Here is a 15,939-nt window from a genome sequence, read left to right on the forward strand (position 1 = left end):
CGCCGGCTATCGTAGCAGCGGCGCGTGACGGCGCGGCGCGTCATCGCCGCGAACGGAACGGCAGCCGCGCGACGAGCGGCCCGTAGAGTTTGGCGACGAGATACAGCAGGCCCATCGCGACGGCGTCGGCGGCCAGGCCGAGCGGCACGTTCAGATAACCTTCGGTCGCCTGGTAGAGCAGCGAATCGACGGCGAGCGAGATGCCGGTGCCCGCGACGAAGCACAGCAGCCCCTGCCGGCCGATCGTGCCGATCCACGGCATCGCGTGCGCGACCTTCTTCATCCAGCCGAGGTGCACGAGCTTCGCGGCGAGCCATGCGATCGCGAGGAAGTTCACGAGCCGCAGCGCGCCGAGGTTCTGCTTGATCGACGGATCGGTCGGGAACGGCTCGATGCGCAGCCGGTAGTACGCGCCGGCCGCGACGATCGCGAGCGAGCCGGCCGTCAGCAGCCAGCCCTGCGGGCGGGGAGCGAGTGTCTGGTAGACGGGCTGGCAGCGCGCGATCACGCCGAGCACGAACAGGAACTGCCACGCGAACGGGTTGAAGTCCCACGGCACGCCTTCGACGGTCGGCAAGAAGCGCGCGACGTGCGGCGCCGCGTACCAGAGCGACCCGCTGAACGCGAGCAGCAGCCACGGCTGCGTGCGCGCCAGCGGCAGCGTGAGCGGGACGAGCAGCGCGAAGAACGCATACATCGGCAGCACCGACGCGAGGTACGGCTGGCGGCGGAACAGCAGGATGTCGCGCAGCGCGGCGAGCGGCTTGTGCAGCAGGCCGTCGAGGTCGTTGGTCGGCATGTTCGGGCCGTCGATCGCGAACGCGTTCAGCGCGGCGGTGATCAGCAGCATCAGCCCGGCCGTCACGAGGAACGCGCGATAGATCTCGAACGCGCGCCGGATGAAGCGCTGGCGCGCGGCGGCCTCGTCGTGCCGTTCGGCGAGCGAGTTGTAGGCAATGGCGGTCGCGAAGCCGCCGAGAAACACGAACACCTCGGCCGCGTCGCACAGCGCGTACGCATGCAGCGTCACGCGCGACAGGATGCTGCCGCCGATATGGTCGACGACGATGACGAGCAGCACGAGGCCGCGGAAGAAATCGAGTTCGGCGTAGCGGCCGGCCCGGGCAGGCGCGGTCATCGGACCGCCGCCCGGCGCGCGCCGCGGGCGCGGCCGGCACGGGCCGCGCATGAGTCGGGGTGAAGCATGACTTCGTGAAGAAATGGCGAACGGATGCGCATTGTGCCACCGATGCGACACCCACCGGGTTTACGCGGATGGCGGGCCCGCCTGCCGCTGCCGATAAGCCCGGTCAGGCGGTCGGCGCAACCGGGCAGTTGGACGAGCGCAACGCTTTGCGCACGGCGACGCCCCCCCGATGGACGGACGGTTTCCGACGTGACACCATTTTATCCTCACGCGGCCGCACACCGCGTCGTCCGCCCTGCGGGCCACACATACAACAGACCAAACATTCGCCGGGCGCTCGGCCCGCCCGGCCCCCGGCTCCGGAGATACGTCATGAAGAAGCACGCCATTTTTGCCGCCGCGCTCGCTGCATTCGCCGCGCCGGCCTTTGCCCAAAACAGCGTGACGCTGTACGGCCTGATCGATGAAGGCATCAATTACACGAACAACGTCAACGTCAATGGGGTCGGAAAGACGAATTACCAGCTCGCGAGCGGCTACGCGCAGGGCAGCCGCTGGGGGCTGAAGGGCAGCGAGGATCTCGGCGGCGGGCTGAAGGCGATCTTCACGCTGGAAAACGGTTTTGACGTCAACAACGGCCGGCTCGGCCAGGGCGGCCGCATGTTCGGCCGCCAGGCGTTCGTCGGGCTGAGCCAGTCGCGCTTCGGCACGCTTACCTTCGGCCGCCAGTACGACGCCGTCGTCGACTATCTCGCGCCGCTGACCGCGAACGGCAACTGGGGCGGCACGCTGTTCTCGCACCCGTTCGACAACGACAACACGGACAACTCGTTCCGCGTCAACAACACGGTCAAGTACGCGAGTCCCGACTGGAACGGCCTGACGTTGGGCGGCACGTACAGCTTCAGCAACAGCACGGGCTTCTCGAACAACCGCCAGTACAGCATCGGCGCGCAGTATTCGCTGGCCGGGCTGCAGGTCGCGGCCGCCTATCTGCAGGCGAACAATCCGGGCATCGGCAACGCGGGCGCGATCGCGGCCGACGACGCGAACTTCGTCGCCGACCGCCTGCGCATCTTCGGCGGCGGCGTGAACTACACGTTCGGCCCGGCGACGGTCGGCGTCGTCTACACGAAGACGGACGTGAAGAACCCGGTGTCGACCGTCTACCTGCCGGCCTCGACGTTCGCCGGCCTCGGGCTGACCGCGACCAAGTTCCAGAACATCGAGATCAACGGCAAGTACCAGCTCACGCCCGATTTCTATCTCGGCGCGCAGTACGTGTACACCGACGGGAAGTTCGATGCGGCCGCCGGCTCGTTCAAGCCGAAGTACCACACGGTCGGCCTGATGGCCGACTACAGCCTGTCGAAGCGGACCGACGTGTACCTGCAGGGCGCGTGGCAGAAGGTGGCCGGCGACAAGACCGGCACGGCGGCCGATGGCGGCTACGTCGTCGGGACCGACGGCCCGTCGGCGTCGTCGAACCAGTTCGCGGTGCGCGCCGCGATTCGCCACAAGTTCTGATCGGCGGGCGGGGCCGGCGCCCCGGCGTCGGCCCGCGTCAGTCCGCCAGGTGGGTGCCGCCGAGCGTGTCGGCAAGCCAGTCCACGAAGATCCGCACGCGCGGCGCCAGGTGCCGGCCGTACGGGAACACCACCGACACGGGCAGCGGCCCGGCACGCCATTCCGGCAGCACTTCGACCAGCGAGCCGTCGGCGAGCAGCGGCGCGAGCCCCTCGCGCGGCGCCTGGATCAGCCCGAGGCCCGCGAGGCAGCAGGCGAGATACGCCTGCGAACTGTTGACCGACACGACGCTGTGCATCTTCACCGCGTGCATCTCGCCCGAATCCATGTCCGCGTATTCCCAGTCCAGCTCGCGGCCCGTCCGGCTCGAGAAATAGCCGACCGCGACGTGGTCCGGCAACTCGTCCGGCGAGCGCGGCGTGCCGTGGCGCGCCAGATACGCGGGCGACGCGCAGTTGATCTGCGCCAGCTCGCCGATGCGCCGCGCGACGAGCGACGTGTCGGACAGCACGCCGACGCGTACCGCGCAGTCGATGCCGTCGGCGACGAGATCGACGAAGCGGTCGGTCGTGCCGATCACGACGCGCAGGTCGGGGTAGCATGCGTGGAAATCCGGCAGCGCCGGAATCACCTGGTTCAGCGCGAAGCGTTCGGGCAGGTCGACGCGGATCACGCCGCGCGGCGACGCGCCGGCGTCCTCGAACAGCGTTTCCGCATCGTCGAGATCGGCGAGCAGTTGCACGCAGCGTTCGTAGTAGGTCGCGCCTTCGGCCGTCAGCGCGACGCGCCGCGTCGTGCGTTGCAGCAGGCGGATCTTCAGGTGCTTTTCGAGATACTGGACGGCGTTGCTGACGGTCGGGCGCGGCAGGTGCAACTGCTCGGCCGCTTTCGTGAAGCTACCGAGATGGGCGACGCGCGCGAAGATGCGCATTGCTTGCAGATGGTCCATGCGGGCGGAAGCCTGGGCGGGGAGGAGAACAGGCTCCATTGTTAATCAGCGTCGAATGGTTTGGTGGCGCGTTTCGCGTTTATCGCGCGGCGTCGTGCGCCCAGAATCCGTTCCATCCACTCACCCTTCGGAGGAAACGGACATGGACACGCGTCAACTGGGCCGCACGGGCCCGCAGGTATCGGCGATCGCACTCGGCTGCATGGGTATGTCGGACTTGTACGGGCCGGCCGACCGCGACGAGAGCATCGCCACGCTGCACGCGGCGCTCGACAACGGCATCACGATGCTCGACACCGGCGATTTCTACGGGATGGGCGACAACGAGATGCTGATCCGCGACGCGTTGCGCGGCCGCGCGCGCGACCAAGTGCTGATCAGCGTGAAATTCGGCGCGCTGCGCGATCCGGCCGGCGGGTTTGCCGGCTACGACGCACGGCCCGTCGCGATCCGGAACTTCGTCGCGTATTCGCTGAAGCGGCTCGGCACCGACTACATCGACATCTACCGGCCCGCGCGCGTCGATCCGGCCGTGCCGATCGAGGACACGGTCGGCGCGATCGCCGATCTCGTGAAAGCCGGGTACGTGCGCCATATCGGGCTGTCCGAAGCCGGCGTCGACACGATCCGCCGCGCGGCGGCCGTCGCGCCGATTGCCGACCTGCAGATCGAGTATTCGCTGCTGTCGCGCGGCATCGAAGCCGACATCCTGCCGGCCTGTCGCGCGCTCGGCATCGGCGTGACGGCCTACGGCGTGCTGTCGCGCGGGCTGCTCGGCGGGCGCTGGAGCGCGGCACGGCAGGGCGAGCGCGACTTCCGCGCGGCGAGCCCGCGCTTCCAGGGCGACAACCTCGTACACAACCTCGCGCTCGTCGACGCGCTGCGTGCGATCGCCGACGAGAAGGGCAGCAATCCGGCGCAGGTCGCGATCGCGTGGGCGCTGTCGCGCGGCACCGACATCGTGCCGCTGGTCGGTGCGCGCAAGCGCACGCAGCTGCAGGACGGTTTGCTGGCGACAAAAATGCAACTAACGGTCAATGATGTCGACCGCATCGAAGCGGCGGTACCCGCCGGGTCGGCTGCCGGCGAGCGTTATCCCGCCGCCCAGATGGCCCACCTCGACAGCGAGCACGGACGGGGGTGAGCCAGGGGCCGGCCCGTCCGGCGGGGCCTAGCCAGCCTCAGGCAAAACCAGATGGCGGGCTGCGTGGCGGAGCGGCACCATCGGCGCCGTACTCGACCGGATGGAACCGCCTCCATGCAAATTCATACGCTGACAATCATCGTGCTGGTGTTCCTGCTGGCCGGCGCGGTCAAGGGCATGATCGGGCTCGGGCTGCCGACGATCGCGATGGGGCTGCTGACGCTCGCGATGCCGCCGTCGGCCGCGGCGAGCCTGCTGCTCGTGCCGTCGTTCATCACCAACGTGTGGCAGTTGGGCCTCGGCCCGTCGTTCGGGCCGCTGCTGCGCCGGCTGTGGCCGCTGCTCGCTGGCCTCACGATCGGCACGCTGACGGGCGGGCTGCCCGCGCTCGCGGCCGGCAGCACGTGGACGCACGCGGCGCTCGGTGTCGTGCTGATCCTGTACGGGGTGTGGGGGCTGGCCGCCGCGCGGCTGCCCGCGCCGGGACGCCGCGAGAAATGGCTGTCCGCCGTGGTCGGTTACCTGACGGGCGTCGTGACGGCGGCAACCGGCGTGTTCGTCGTGCCGGCCGTGCCGTATCTGCAGGCGCTGCGGTTGTCGAAGGACGACCTGATCCAGGCGCTCGGGCTGTCGTTTACCGCATCGACGATCGCGCTCGGCCTGCAGTTGCGCGTATCGGGTGCGTTGCAGACGGTCGACCTCGGCGTGTCGGCACTCGCGCTCGTGCCGGCCCTGGCGGGGATGGCCGGCGGGCAGTATGCGCGACGCGTGATGAGCGAAACGGCGTTCAAGCGCTGCTTCTTCATCGGGCTGATCGCGCTCGGCGCGTATATGGCCGTTGCGGGGTGGCTGTGAACGGGTACCACGCGCCGCGCGTGGGCGCTGCCCCTTGCTGAAGCGCCCGAAGCCGGCTCAAGCGGCCGGCTTCGGGCGCGTTCACGTGGCGCGAATCACACGGTTCAGGCCGGGTCGGCGTACTTCAGCGACCACCCGAACGTGCGCGTCGTGCCCGCGCCGAGTGCGAACGGCTTCGTCGTGCACGCGAAGTTAGAGTGCAGCTGGCCGATCGGTGTCGTCGACAGCGGGTTCGTCGTGCCGTTCGCCGTGTCGAAGGCGGACAGCGCGCAGGTGTCGAACCCCGACGCCGCATAACCGGTCGCGGCGCTGTTGGCGTACGTCACCGACACGCCATCGCCGTTGGCCTGCGTCGATGCGAAATCCGCGAACGACGTGAAGTCCGTCTCGACCGCGAGGTTGCCCGCGAGCGTACCCGAGCTGAGCGTATCGCTGCGCGAGATCGTGCCGTGCGCGAACGTCAGCACCGTATGCACCTGCAGGTCGAGATCCGTCGTGTAGGCGGCGTTCTTCGATGCGAGGCGGAACTTCGTCGTATCGAACGACACGATCACCTGGCCGTTGGCTTGCTGCACGTTCAGGTTCTTGTAGTACGTGACGGGAATGTACGTCTTCGCGTTGTACGTCACCTGCGGCACCAGCAGCGCGTAGCCGAGGTCGGTCGTGCCGTAGATCAGCTTGTCCGAGAACGGTACCGGGTAGTACGGCGTGTACGAGTTGTAGTCGGGCGCCTGGCTCAGGTTCAGGTTGATCACGCGCCGGCCGTCGCGCACGGTGAGCAGCGCGGCGCTGTACGGATGCGCGGCGTCGGTTGGCTGGTTGTACCAGGTCAGCGTATAGCGCGGCAGCGCGTCGAGCCATGCGCCATAGTCCGCATCGGCCATCGGCGCCTTGCCGCCGAAACCGAGCTTGTTCCACCACGCGTTCACGTACAGGTACTGGTGCAGCAGGCTGAAGTTCTCGCCCATCACGCGCGGCTTGCCGCGATACGCGTCGGTGCCGCGGCCCTTGACCCACATGTTCACCGACGGTGTCGGCAGCGACGGGTCATACCAGTACGTGTCGAAACGATGCGCGGCCTGGTAGATGAACGTGTACGCGACGCGCTTCTCCTGGTCGGTCAGCACGCCGGCGTTGGCGGCGGCCGTCAGCACTTCCATGAACGCGGAATCGCCGTACGGGCCGATCGAGCGGCCGTAGTTGAAGCCCTGGCCGCTGGCGTTCAGCTGCGGCAGGATCAGGTCGACCGACTTGCGCAGATAGCCCTTCAGTTCGGGCGTGAGATTCGCCACGTTGTCCATCTCGAACGTGCGCTCGACCACTTCGCCAATCAGCAGCGTGCTGTAGCGGTCGAAGCGCGCCTGGTCGTAGTAGGTCGTGTGCGTGTTCGACGCTTCATCGGAGAAGCCGCCGGAAGAATCGTTGCGGATGTGGTTCGTCAGCGTGTACAGCAGCGCATCGCGCGCGCCCATCGCCGCGACGGACGGATCGGTCTTCGACGCGAACGACGGGCTGCTCCAGCCGAGTTTCTGGCGCAGCCCGGCAATGCCGTAGGACACCGCATAGTAATTCTGCGCGGTGTTGAGCGACGCGATGTCGATCGGCGTGCCGGCGGCCGGGCACGTGTTGGTCTTGCCGCTCGCATCGGGGCCGAACATGTCGCAGAAGGTGAGGCGCTGCTGCAGTGTCGCGAGCATCGCGTCGCTGAAGACTTCGTTGAGCATCCCGTGCGCCTTCAGGTTGTTCAGCGCGACGAGATAGTAGTACTCGCCCCACGACGTGTTCGCGTACGTGTAGTTGCCGCCCGACTGCGCCATCATCGCGGTCGTGATCGTCTGGTAGGTCGCGAGGTAGCTCGCATACTGCGGGTCGTTCTTCGACTTCATGTCGATCAGGATGTACGACAGGCCGAGCGCGAGCTTGCCGGGCAGGAATTTGTCGCCGGTGTTCGTGTCGAGCACGTGGACGGGCGTGCCGTCGCCGAGATCCATCACGACCTGCGTGAAGTCGGGCGATTTCCGGATCAGGTCGAACAGCGCGCGCATCTGGCCCATCATCGTGACCGGCACATTCGTGCCGGCCGGCACGCTGGTGTCGGGCGCGCCGTAGACGAGCGCCTGCAGCGAGTTCGCCGCGAGCGCGGGGGGCGTGGACGTGGACGGGGGCGGCGATGACGGCGGCGTATCGGTCACGTCGTTGCCGCCGCACGCGCTGACGAACACGACGGAAAGGGCGCTGAGCGCGGCGCCGAGCGCGAATCTGCTGCGCGGATGCATTGTGTCTCCAGTTTTGAATAGTGATGAAGGACGGGCGGGTGTGGCCGTTGCCGCGCTCGATGCCCGTACCTGACCGTCGCCTTGCAACCCTGATCCCTGAAGGCGGACGGCCTGAATCACAACTCGAGCGGGCAAGCGTTTCCCCCGCGCGGACCGTGGCCGGCGTCGCGCCGATGAAGGGGAAAACGTTTTCCAAATTTAGGCATCGCGCGGTGCGATGTCAATGAACTTTCACGTCGGAGGCGCCGGTGAAAACCCGGATGGTGGGAATGACCGGACAGGTGCGCGAATCAGAATTTCGCGAAAATCACGCAAGATATTGCCGATGGGCGAGCGCGTTTCATCCTGGGTGCGGGCGGTGGCGTGGCAAACGGCAGGGCTGAACGACGGCACGCTCTCGGCCAGTCATGAGAGAAAACGTTATCCAGAAGAGCCGAAGTGCATCAGGCGGGAAATCGGATCGCCGATCCCGACCGGCAGCGGCTGCCGCGACGGGGTTAAAGCTGTGCCTCGATCGCGGCCTTGTCGATCACCGACCAGACCTGGCGGATCTTGCCGTCATGAAACTCGTAGAACACGTTCTCGGCGAACGTGACCTTGCGGCCGTCGACGGCCAGCCCCATGAACGTTCCTTTCGGCGAACAGGCGAAACGCAGCCGGCACGCGACGCGCGGCGGCTCGCACGCGAGCAGCCGGATCTCGAAGCGGAGATCGGGAATGTCGCGGTAGTCCCGTTCGAGCATCGCGCGGTAACCGGCGAGGCCGAGCGGGCGGTCGTTGTGGATCACGTCGTCGGCCACGTATTCGCCGAGCGCCTGCCAGTCCTGCCGGTTCAGGCAGTCGATATAGGCGCGATAGCGGGTGGCGAGATCGGTGTCGGTCATGGTCATGGCTCCGAGTATCGACGAGACCGCATGCGTCACCGCGACGCCGCCTCGCCGGACAAGAATGCGACGAATTCGCGCGTGTACTTCGGCAGCGCGTCGAACGAGCGCGCGCAGAGCGTCAGTTTCCGGTGACTCCACGGATCGGACAATTCGACGAGCCGCACGTCCATCGTCTGCATCGCGCGCTCGGCCGCATGACGCGACACGATGCCGATGCCCACGCCGCTCGCGATCACGCGGCAGATCGCATCGAAGCTCTTCAACTGCACGCGATAACGGATCCGCTTGCCGAGCGCGCGCGCCTGGTCGGCGAGATGCACCTGCAACGCGCTACCGTCGGTGAGGCCGATGAAATCCTCGCCGGCGATCGCGTCGAACGCAACCTTCTCGTGCGACGAGAGCGGATGCGCGGCCGGCACGACGACGATCAGCCAGTCCTCGCGGAACGGCTTCTGTTCGAGCCCGCCGAGCCCGACCGAATCGGCGACGATGCCGACCTCGGCCGTCTTGTTGCGGATCGCATGCACGATCTCCTGGCTCGAGCGCTCCTCGACGCTGACCGACAGCTTCGGGTGATGCGGCAGGTAATCGGCCAGCGCGTCGGGCAGGTATTCGCTCAACGATGCCGTGTTGCACAGCAGCCGGATATGGCCGCGCAGCCCCTGGCCGTATTGCTGCAGTTCGCCGCGCATGTGGTCGATCTGCTGCAGCACGGTGCGCGCATGGTGTTCGAGCGCGCGGCCCGCGTCGGTCGCCTGCGCGCCCGACTTGGTCCGGTGCAGCAGCGGCACGCCGAGCTCGTCCTCCATGCCGCGGATCCGCTCGCTCGCGGCCTGCAGCGTGATGTGCGTGCGCTCCGCGCCGCTCGTGATCGTGCCGGCTTCGCAGATGTTCAGGAAGAGCCGCAGGTCGGTCAGGTCGAAGCGCATGATGGGCGGGGCGTGAGGACGTTGTCGAATGGCCGATAAGTTAGCAGGAACCGCCGCGCCGGTCTCAGGCGCAGCCTGAGGCCTGCTTCGACGGTTCCGCATTTCCGGGGCGCGATCGATGGCCGATCATGGCTGCACATCAACCGGGGAGCCTGTCATGCAGATCGATTCGTCATGGGGCGTGTCGTTCAAGATCGCGCTGCATCTGTTGTTCCTGTGCATCGGCATCGCGTGGGCCTGTGCCGAATTCGTCGGATGGTTGCGTTGAGTCGAGTACCTATCGAGGTTGATCCTTCATAGGTTTTTGAAACGAAAATTCTTCCGCTTTCCTGCAAAAAGACCATCAAGTTTTTCCGAATCGGACCGTATTACCGGTATCGAATGCCGGCCGGCATCCGGTTCGTGATCGTTTGTCATCATTGTTTGCATCCGGTTACACGTCGGCCGTTCCGTTTTTGAGATGCTTGAAAGATTGTCAAACCGGAGTCGGATCGTCCATGAAAACGCGCGAGTTTCACCGCAACGCGGCGTGGCTGCCGGGCCTGGCAGCCGCGCTCGTCATGGCCGGTTGTGCAAGTACGCAGTCCGTCCCGCCGAGCGATACGCTCGCGGGCCCCACGTCGAACCAGCCGGCTTCCGCTCCGTCGGCGGCCACGTCCGCCGCGCTGCCGCCGGCGCCGATTCTCGTCGCGCAAAAGTACGTCGTGAAGCGCGGCGACACGCTGACGGGCATCGCGTCCGCGAACGACTGCAGCGTTGCCGACCTGCGCACCTGGAACAAACTGGCCGCGCACGGCAGGCTGCGCATGGGGCTGGTACTGCGCATCGTCAAACAGCAGCCGTTGCCGCCGGCCGGCGCGGCCGGCACGCAAACCGCGGCGGCCAATGGGGCCGCGGGAAGTCAGGCAACGTCGCAGAGCGCCGCGTCGAACGCGAGCGACCGGCAGGTCGTCAAGGAAACGAAACGGCATGCGGGCGGGGTCGCGCTCAAGTGGCCCGCCAACGGCAAGATCGTCGACGGGTTCCGGCCGGGGCAGAACCGCGGCATCCAGATCGCCGGCCGACCGGGCGACCCGGTGCGCGCCGCGGCCGACGGCCGCGTGATGTATGCGGGCACCGGCCTGAACGATTACGGCAGCCTGATCATCGTCCAGCACAACGCCGATTTCCTGACCGCCTATGCGCACAACCGCAAGCTGCTCGTGAAGACGGGCGACATCGTGCGCCAGGGTGACGCGATCGCCGAGATGGGCGACCTCGACAACTCGCGCGTCGCGCTGCTGTTCGAGGTGCGGCGCGACGGCAAGCCGGTGAATCCGATGCCGTACCTGCCTTCGTCGCAAGGGTGACGCGGGGCCGTTTTGCTGGAACGTGGCGGCGCTCGCTGCTACGCTAGGGGCTGTTCATGCGCGTCCCGCGCATGGCGGGGCCGACGGGCGTCATTCGGGGATGCGCGGCGAATGCCGTCGCGGGCCGGCCGTCGGCGTGAACGGGCGCGCTTCGTCGAAGCGCACCCGCGTTGCTTCGTGCCACCGTTTCCGACAGAACACACCGCATTCATGGAACACTCTCCGACACGCCGCTCGCTGTTGCTTGCCGCCGTTGCCGCACCGTTCGTCGCCGCGTGCACGTCCGCGCCGGTCGCCGACCAGGGGCGCGCCCATACCGCGCAGGCCGAACTGGCCGCGCTCGAAAAAGCCTCGAACGGCCGGCTCGGCGTCGCCGCGCTCGATACGTCGAATGGCGTGCGCATCGCCCATCACGCGCGCGAACGCTTCCCGCTGTGCGGCACCTATGCGGTCATGGCGGCCGCCGCGATGCTCGCGCGCGGGTCGCTCGATGCGTCGCTGCTGCCGCGCCGCATCCTGTATCGTCGTTATGAAGTCGTGTCGGGCTCGCCGATTACCGAAAGCCGCGTCGACACGGGCATGACGATCGTGCAGCTGTGCGAGGCGATGCTGCAGGCCGGCGACAAGGGGGCGGGGAACCTGCTGATGGGCGTGCTCGGCGGCCCGCAGGCCGTCACGTCGTTCGCGCGCGAGAGCGGCGACACGACGTTCCGCCTCGACCACTGGGAGCCCGAACTGAACCGGGCCGCGCCCGGCGACGAACGCGACACGTCGACGCCGGTCGCGATGGTCGACACGCTGCAGCGATTGCTGCTCGGCGATACGCTGCACGAGCCGCAGCGTACGCAGCTGACGGAATGGATGGCCGGTGGCGCGCGCGGCGCGACCGGCATCGCGGCGGGCGTGCCGCCGGGCTGGCGCGTTGCGGACAAGGCCGGTACGGGCGGCTACGGCACGACGACCGATGTCGCGGTGCTGTGGCCGCCGTCGCGCGCGCCGATCGTGATGGCCGTGTCGTTCACGCAGCAGCGGGCCGACGCGGCGGCCCGCGCGGACGTCGTCGCGTCGGCGGCGCGCATCGCGGCGGGTGCGTTGACCGCGACGGCCTGACCGTCCGGCGTCTCGCGCAACGCGCACGTTTGGCTTATCGTGTCGGTCTGTGCGCGCCGGTGTCGGCGCGCGGCCCTTTCGCGCCGTATTTCCGTTTCCCGTTCGCCATGCGCCGACTTCCGCCCCTGCACGCGTTGCAGATCTTCTCGACGGTGGCTCGCCACCGCAGCTTCACGCGCGCGGCCGAGCAGCTGTGCATCACGCAGGGCGCGGTGAGCCGGCAGATCCAGACGCTCGAGGCGCACTACGGCTTTCCGCTGTTCAAGCGGCATGCGAAGGGGCTCACGCTGACGGCGGAGGGCGAGCAGCTGCTGCCGGTCGTCAACGAGAGCTTCGCGCGGATCGAGGACATCTCGATGAAGCTCACGCGGCAGCGCACCGATCTCGCGCTGAAGGTGCCGACCTGCGTGATGCGCTGGATGCTGCCGCGCATCATGCGCTTCCAGGGCGAGCACCCCGATCTCCATGTGCAGATCACGACCGCGTGGCAGCACGTCGTCGATTTCTCGACCGAGCCGTTCGATGCGGCGGTCGTCTACGGCACGTCGCCGGGCCCCGGCGTGTTCGCGCTGCCGCTGTTCGACGAACGGCTGACGCCCGTCTGCGCGCCCGAATTGCGGCAGGCGTCGCCGCTCGATACGGTCGGCGATCTCGCGCGCCATACGCTGCTCCATCCGACGCGCGACCATCGTGACTGGCGTGCGTGGCTCGACCATGCGGGCGAGCGCGGCGTCGATCCCGCGCGCGGGCCGACGTTCGACACGCTCGATCTCGCGACGAACGCGGCGATGCAGGGTTTCGGCGTCGCGATCGGCGACGTGACGCTCGTCGACGACGACGTCAGCGCGCGCCGGCTCGAACGGCCGTTCGACATCGTGCTCGAAACCGGCGCGCGCTACTTCTTCGTGTATCCCGAAACCATCGGCAGCCAGCAGAAGATCCGCGCGTTCAGCGACTGGATCGCGCGTCATCGCGACTGACGGGCGGCCACGGCGGCGGGCGCCCGGCGGCGGATTTTACTGGTAGGTCACGACGGCGATCATCGGCGCATGATTGCTGCCCGTACGCTCAGGTAAAACGATTGCGCGCGAGGCCTGCGTAAAGGTCGTGGTCTTGATCGTGCGCAGGCTGGCCGCGTCGACGAACGCGACTTGTCCGCTTGCCGGACGCGGGCAGTCGGGGCGCACGTGTGCGTGGGCGACATCGGCCGTATCGAGCGCGAACGAGCAGGGCGGCTCGACGATCATGCCGGAGAAGTGAATGATGCCGGACGTGCCGCCGGCAAAGGACGAGGACGTGGCCAGAAGCGAGCCAGCCAGGACGAACGAGGCGGCGAACAGGCGATGCTTCATGACAGGCTCCAGAGAGGAAGCGCGTCGCAGCGGGGCCGCTCGGGTGGCAGTCCGTCAACGCTGCGATGCTGTATGCGTAAACGGCAAAACCATCGGACCTCTTGAATCGAAAAATGGAAATAAAGGGAATAAGCAAACCGCGCGTTATTCCTTCAATCAATTTATCTCAAATTTGCGCGCCCGCAAGTCGGGGATTTGCCGGTCGCGTACGCTCGCCGGAAGACCATTGGCGGATGGAGGAGCGTGCCGTTGAATCGTTGCGAAGCCAACGAGTCGGTAGTTACCCGGTCTCCGGCTCGCCACAAGCAAAACGGCCGCTCTGACGAGCGGCCGTTTTGCATTGACACGACGCAAGCGCGGTGTTCAGCCCGTGCGCTTGCGGATCGCGCCGACGACCACGAGCAGCACGATCGCGCCGATGATGGACGCGATCCAGCCGGCGCCCTGGCCCGGCGCATACCAGCCGGCGGCGCGGCCGACGTAGCCGGCGATCAGCGAGCCGACGACGCCGAGCACGACGGTCATCAGGATACCCATCTTGTCGTCGCCGGGCTTGAGCGCGCGGGCGAGGAGGCCGACGATGAGCCCGACGACCAGGGTTTCGATGAATTGCAGCATGAACGCCTCCCTATTGCGATTGAGCTGTTGATGAAAGGAAATGGACCCGCGTCGCGCGCAAGGGTTCCATGCAACGGCCAGCCGGCGCGTGGCGTGCCGAGTATCGCACGCCGGCGCGTCGCGCGGATGTCAGTTCGCCGGTGTTGCAACCACCGGGTCGAGACGGCGGTAGCCTTCGGTCGCGTTCAGCAGCGTGCGCGTGTAGTCGCGTGCGACCTGTCCTGCCCGCACGTCCTCGACACGGAGCTGTTCGACGATCTCGCCGTGCTGCATGACCGCGACGCGCTGGCACAGGAAGCCGATCACCGCGAGGTTGTGGCTCACGAGGATCATCGTCAGTTGGCGTTCGCGATGCAGGCGGCGCAGCAGGTTCAGGATTTCTGCCTGCACCGACACGTCGAGTGCGGACGTCGGTTCGTCGAGCAGCAGCACGCGCGGTTCGACGATCAACGCACGCGCGATCGCGACGCGCTGCCGCTGGCCGCCCGACAACTGGTGCGGATAGCGAAAACGGAACGCGGGGCCGAGGCCGACCTCGGACAGCGCGCGGGCGATGCGCGCATCGGCGTCGCCGATCGCATGGATCGACAGCGGCTCGCGCAACGTCTGGTCGACCGTGAAGCGCGGATGCAGCGACGCGTACGGATCCTGGAACACCATCTGCACGTGGTGGCGGAACGCGCGATCGGGCGTGCCGCCGACCGGCCGTCCGTCGATCGACAGGCTGCCGGACGCGAGCGGCACCAAGCCCGTCAGCGCACGCAACAGCGTCGACTTGCCGGAACCCGATTCGCCGACGAGCCCGAACACTTCGCCGTCGCGCACCGCGAAGCTCGCGTCGCGCACGGCGTCGACGTGACCCGTGCGGGTCGGGAAACGGATCGATGCGTGATCGACGTCGATCATCGTGCTGCCTCCTGTCGGCCGGCGGGCTCGAGCCACGCCGGATCGCGGCGCAGCACGGGCAGTTCGTCGGGCGGGTTCGCGAGCGGCGGGGTCGCCGCGAGCAGCCCGCGCGTGTAGGGATGCGAGGCGTCGCGCAGGTCGCGCGCGGCGCAGGTCTCGACCACGCGGCCCGCATACATCACCGCGACGCGGTCGCAGAACGACATCACGAGCGGCAGGTCGTGGCTGATGAACATCAGGCCCGTGCCGTGGCGCGCGATCATCGCGTCGAGCACCGCGAGTACCTGCATCGACACCGCGACGTCGAGCGCGGACGTCGGTTCGTCGGCGATCAGCAGGCGCGGGCCGGTCGACACCATCATCGCGATCATCACGCGCTGGCCCATGCCGCCCGACAATTCATGCGGATACGCATCGGCGACGCGCGCCGGGTCGCGGATCTGCACGGCGGAGAGCGCGTCGACGATCCGTTCGCGCAGCGCGCGGCCGCGCAGCCCGGGCTCGTGCAGACGAAACGCTTCGCCCATCTGCTTCGCGACTGTCATCACCGGGTTCAGCGAATACTTCGGGTCCTGCAGGATCATGCCCATCTGGCTGCCGCACAGCCGCCGGCGCTCGCGCGGCGACATCGCGAGCAGGTCGTGGCCCGCGAAGCGCATCGTGCGCGCCGACCAGCGGGCGGCGTCGGGCAGCAGGCCGAGCAGCGCGCGGCCCGTCAGCGACTTGCCGGAGCCCGATTCGCCGACGATGCCGAGCCGTTCGCCGGGGGCGAGCGTCAGCGACAGGTCGCGCACGGCGTCGGTGACGACGCCGTCGTGGCCGCGAAAGCCGATCTTCAGCCCGTCGATCTCGCAGAGCGGGGCGGGCGCGGGGGCGGTATTCGTCGGCAT

The 15,939-nt window shown here is 67.8% G+C and carries 15 protein-coding genes; 6 read left to right on the top strand and 9 right to left on the bottom strand.

Annotation, left to right across the window (positions count from 1 at the left end):
- Positions 1-40: 40 nt before the first annotated feature.
- Positions 41-1,138, bottom strand: coding sequence for an OpgC domain-containing protein (locus tag G3N62_RS03735; RefSeq protein ID WP_034188001.1), 1,098 nt, complete (start codon positions 1,136-1,138; stop codon positions 41-43).
- 381 nt (positions 1,139-1,519) lie between these two features.
- On the opposite strand from G3N62_RS03735, the gene G3N62_RS03740 reads away from it, so the two are divergent.
- Complete coding sequence (locus G3N62_RS03740) at positions 1,520-2,674, top strand: porin (RefSeq protein WP_034187948.1); 1,155 nt, start codon at positions 1,520-1,522, stop codon at positions 2,672-2,674.
- A gap of 37 nt (positions 2,675-2,711) precedes the next feature.
- Here the strand turns inward: G3N62_RS03740 and G3N62_RS03745 are convergent, their stop codons facing one another.
- The gene (locus G3N62_RS03745; protein ID WP_124670983.1) at positions 2,712-3,623 is read right to left on the bottom strand and encodes a LysR family transcriptional regulator; all 912 of its coding nucleotides are present in this window, start codon (positions 3,621-3,623) and stop codon (positions 2,712-2,714) included.
- A 142-nt stretch (positions 3,624-3,765) separates the two neighbouring features.
- Here G3N62_RS03745 and G3N62_RS03750 point away from each other — a divergent pair, with 142 nt between their 5' ends.
- Positions 3,766-4,767, top strand: coding sequence for an aldo/keto reductase (locus G3N62_RS03750; RefSeq protein ID WP_124670984.1), 1,002 nt, complete (start codon positions 3,766-3,768; stop codon positions 4,765-4,767).
- Positions 4,768-4,881: 114 nt separating this feature from the next.
- A complete protein-coding gene (locus G3N62_RS03755) occupies positions 4,882-5,622 on the top strand; it encodes a sulfite exporter TauE/SafE family protein (RefSeq protein ID WP_124670985.1) in 741 nt (246 codons plus the stop codon).
- Positions 5,623-5,726: 104 nt separating this feature from the next.
- On the opposite strand, the gene G3N62_RS03760 is transcribed toward G3N62_RS03755, so the two are convergent.
- From G3N62_RS03760 to G3N62_RS03770, 3 genes are all read right to left on the bottom strand, one after another.
- Positions 5,727-7,898, bottom strand: a complete 2,172-nt coding sequence (locus G3N62_RS03760) for a hypothetical protein (protein WP_124608791.1) — start codon at positions 7,896-7,898, stop codon at positions 5,727-5,729.
- A gap of 497 nt (positions 7,899-8,395) precedes the next feature.
- The gene (locus G3N62_RS03765) at positions 8,396-8,782 is read right to left on the bottom strand and encodes an ester cyclase (RefSeq protein ID WP_059556718.1); all 387 of its coding nucleotides are present in this window, start codon (positions 8,780-8,782) and stop codon (positions 8,396-8,398) included.
- Positions 8,783-8,817: 35 nt separating this feature from the next.
- On the bottom strand, positions 8,818-9,714 hold the full coding sequence (locus G3N62_RS03770; RefSeq protein ID WP_124670986.1) for a LysR substrate-binding domain-containing protein: 897 nt from the start codon (positions 9,712-9,714) through the stop codon (positions 8,818-8,820).
- A 497-nt stretch (positions 9,715-10,211) separates the two neighbouring features.
- On the opposite strand from G3N62_RS03770, the gene G3N62_RS03775 reads away from it, so the two are divergent.
- The 3 genes from G3N62_RS03775 (at position 10,212) to G3N62_RS03785 (ending at position 13,153) form a co-directional block, all read left to right on the top strand.
- Complete coding sequence (locus G3N62_RS03775) at positions 10,212-11,063, top strand: peptidoglycan DD-metalloendopeptidase family protein (protein WP_124670987.1); 852 nt, start codon at positions 10,212-10,214, stop codon at positions 11,061-11,063.
- A 210-nt stretch (positions 11,064-11,273) separates the two neighbouring features.
- The gene (gene bla, locus G3N62_RS03780) at positions 11,274-12,173 is read left to right on the top strand and encodes a class A beta-lactamase (protein ID WP_124670988.1); all 900 of its coding nucleotides are present in this window, start codon (positions 11,274-11,276) and stop codon (positions 12,171-12,173) included.
- Between the two features lie 107 nt (positions 12,174-12,280).
- Complete coding sequence (locus G3N62_RS03785; protein WP_034187999.1) at positions 12,281-13,153, top strand: LysR substrate-binding domain-containing protein; 873 nt, start codon at positions 12,281-12,283, stop codon at positions 13,151-13,153.
- Between the two features lie 36 nt (positions 13,154-13,189).
- Here G3N62_RS03785 and G3N62_RS03790 read toward each other — a convergent pair whose 3' ends face one another.
- The 4 genes from G3N62_RS03790 to G3N62_RS03805 all read right to left on the bottom strand — a co-directional run bounded on the left by G3N62_RS03790 (position 13,190) and on the right by G3N62_RS03805 (position 15,939).
- Positions 13,190-13,525, bottom strand: a complete 336-nt coding sequence (locus G3N62_RS03790) for a type 1 fimbrial protein (RefSeq protein WP_034187940.1) — start codon at positions 13,523-13,525, stop codon at positions 13,190-13,192.
- Positions 13,526-13,888: 363 nt separating this feature from the next.
- Positions 13,889-14,143, bottom strand: a complete 255-nt coding sequence (locus tag G3N62_RS03795; protein ID WP_034187939.1) for a GlsB/YeaQ/YmgE family stress response membrane protein — start codon at positions 14,141-14,143, stop codon at positions 13,889-13,891.
- Between the two features lie 129 nt (positions 14,144-14,272).
- Complete coding sequence (locus G3N62_RS03800) at positions 14,273-15,049, bottom strand: ABC transporter ATP-binding protein (RefSeq protein WP_124670989.1); 777 nt, start codon at positions 15,047-15,049, stop codon at positions 14,273-14,275.
- The gene (locus tag G3N62_RS03805) at positions 15,046-15,939 is read right to left on the bottom strand and encodes an ABC transporter ATP-binding protein (RefSeq protein WP_059556662.1); all 894 of its coding nucleotides are present in this window, start codon (positions 15,937-15,939) and stop codon (positions 15,046-15,048) included. Before G3N62_RS03805 ends, G3N62_RS03800 begins: the two co-directional genes overlap by 4 nt.

Source organism: Burkholderia sp. Tr-20355 (assembly GCF_017104685.1).
GTDB classification, from domain to species: domain Bacteria; phylum Pseudomonadota; class Gammaproteobacteria; order Burkholderiales; family Burkholderiaceae; genus Burkholderia; species Burkholderia seminalis.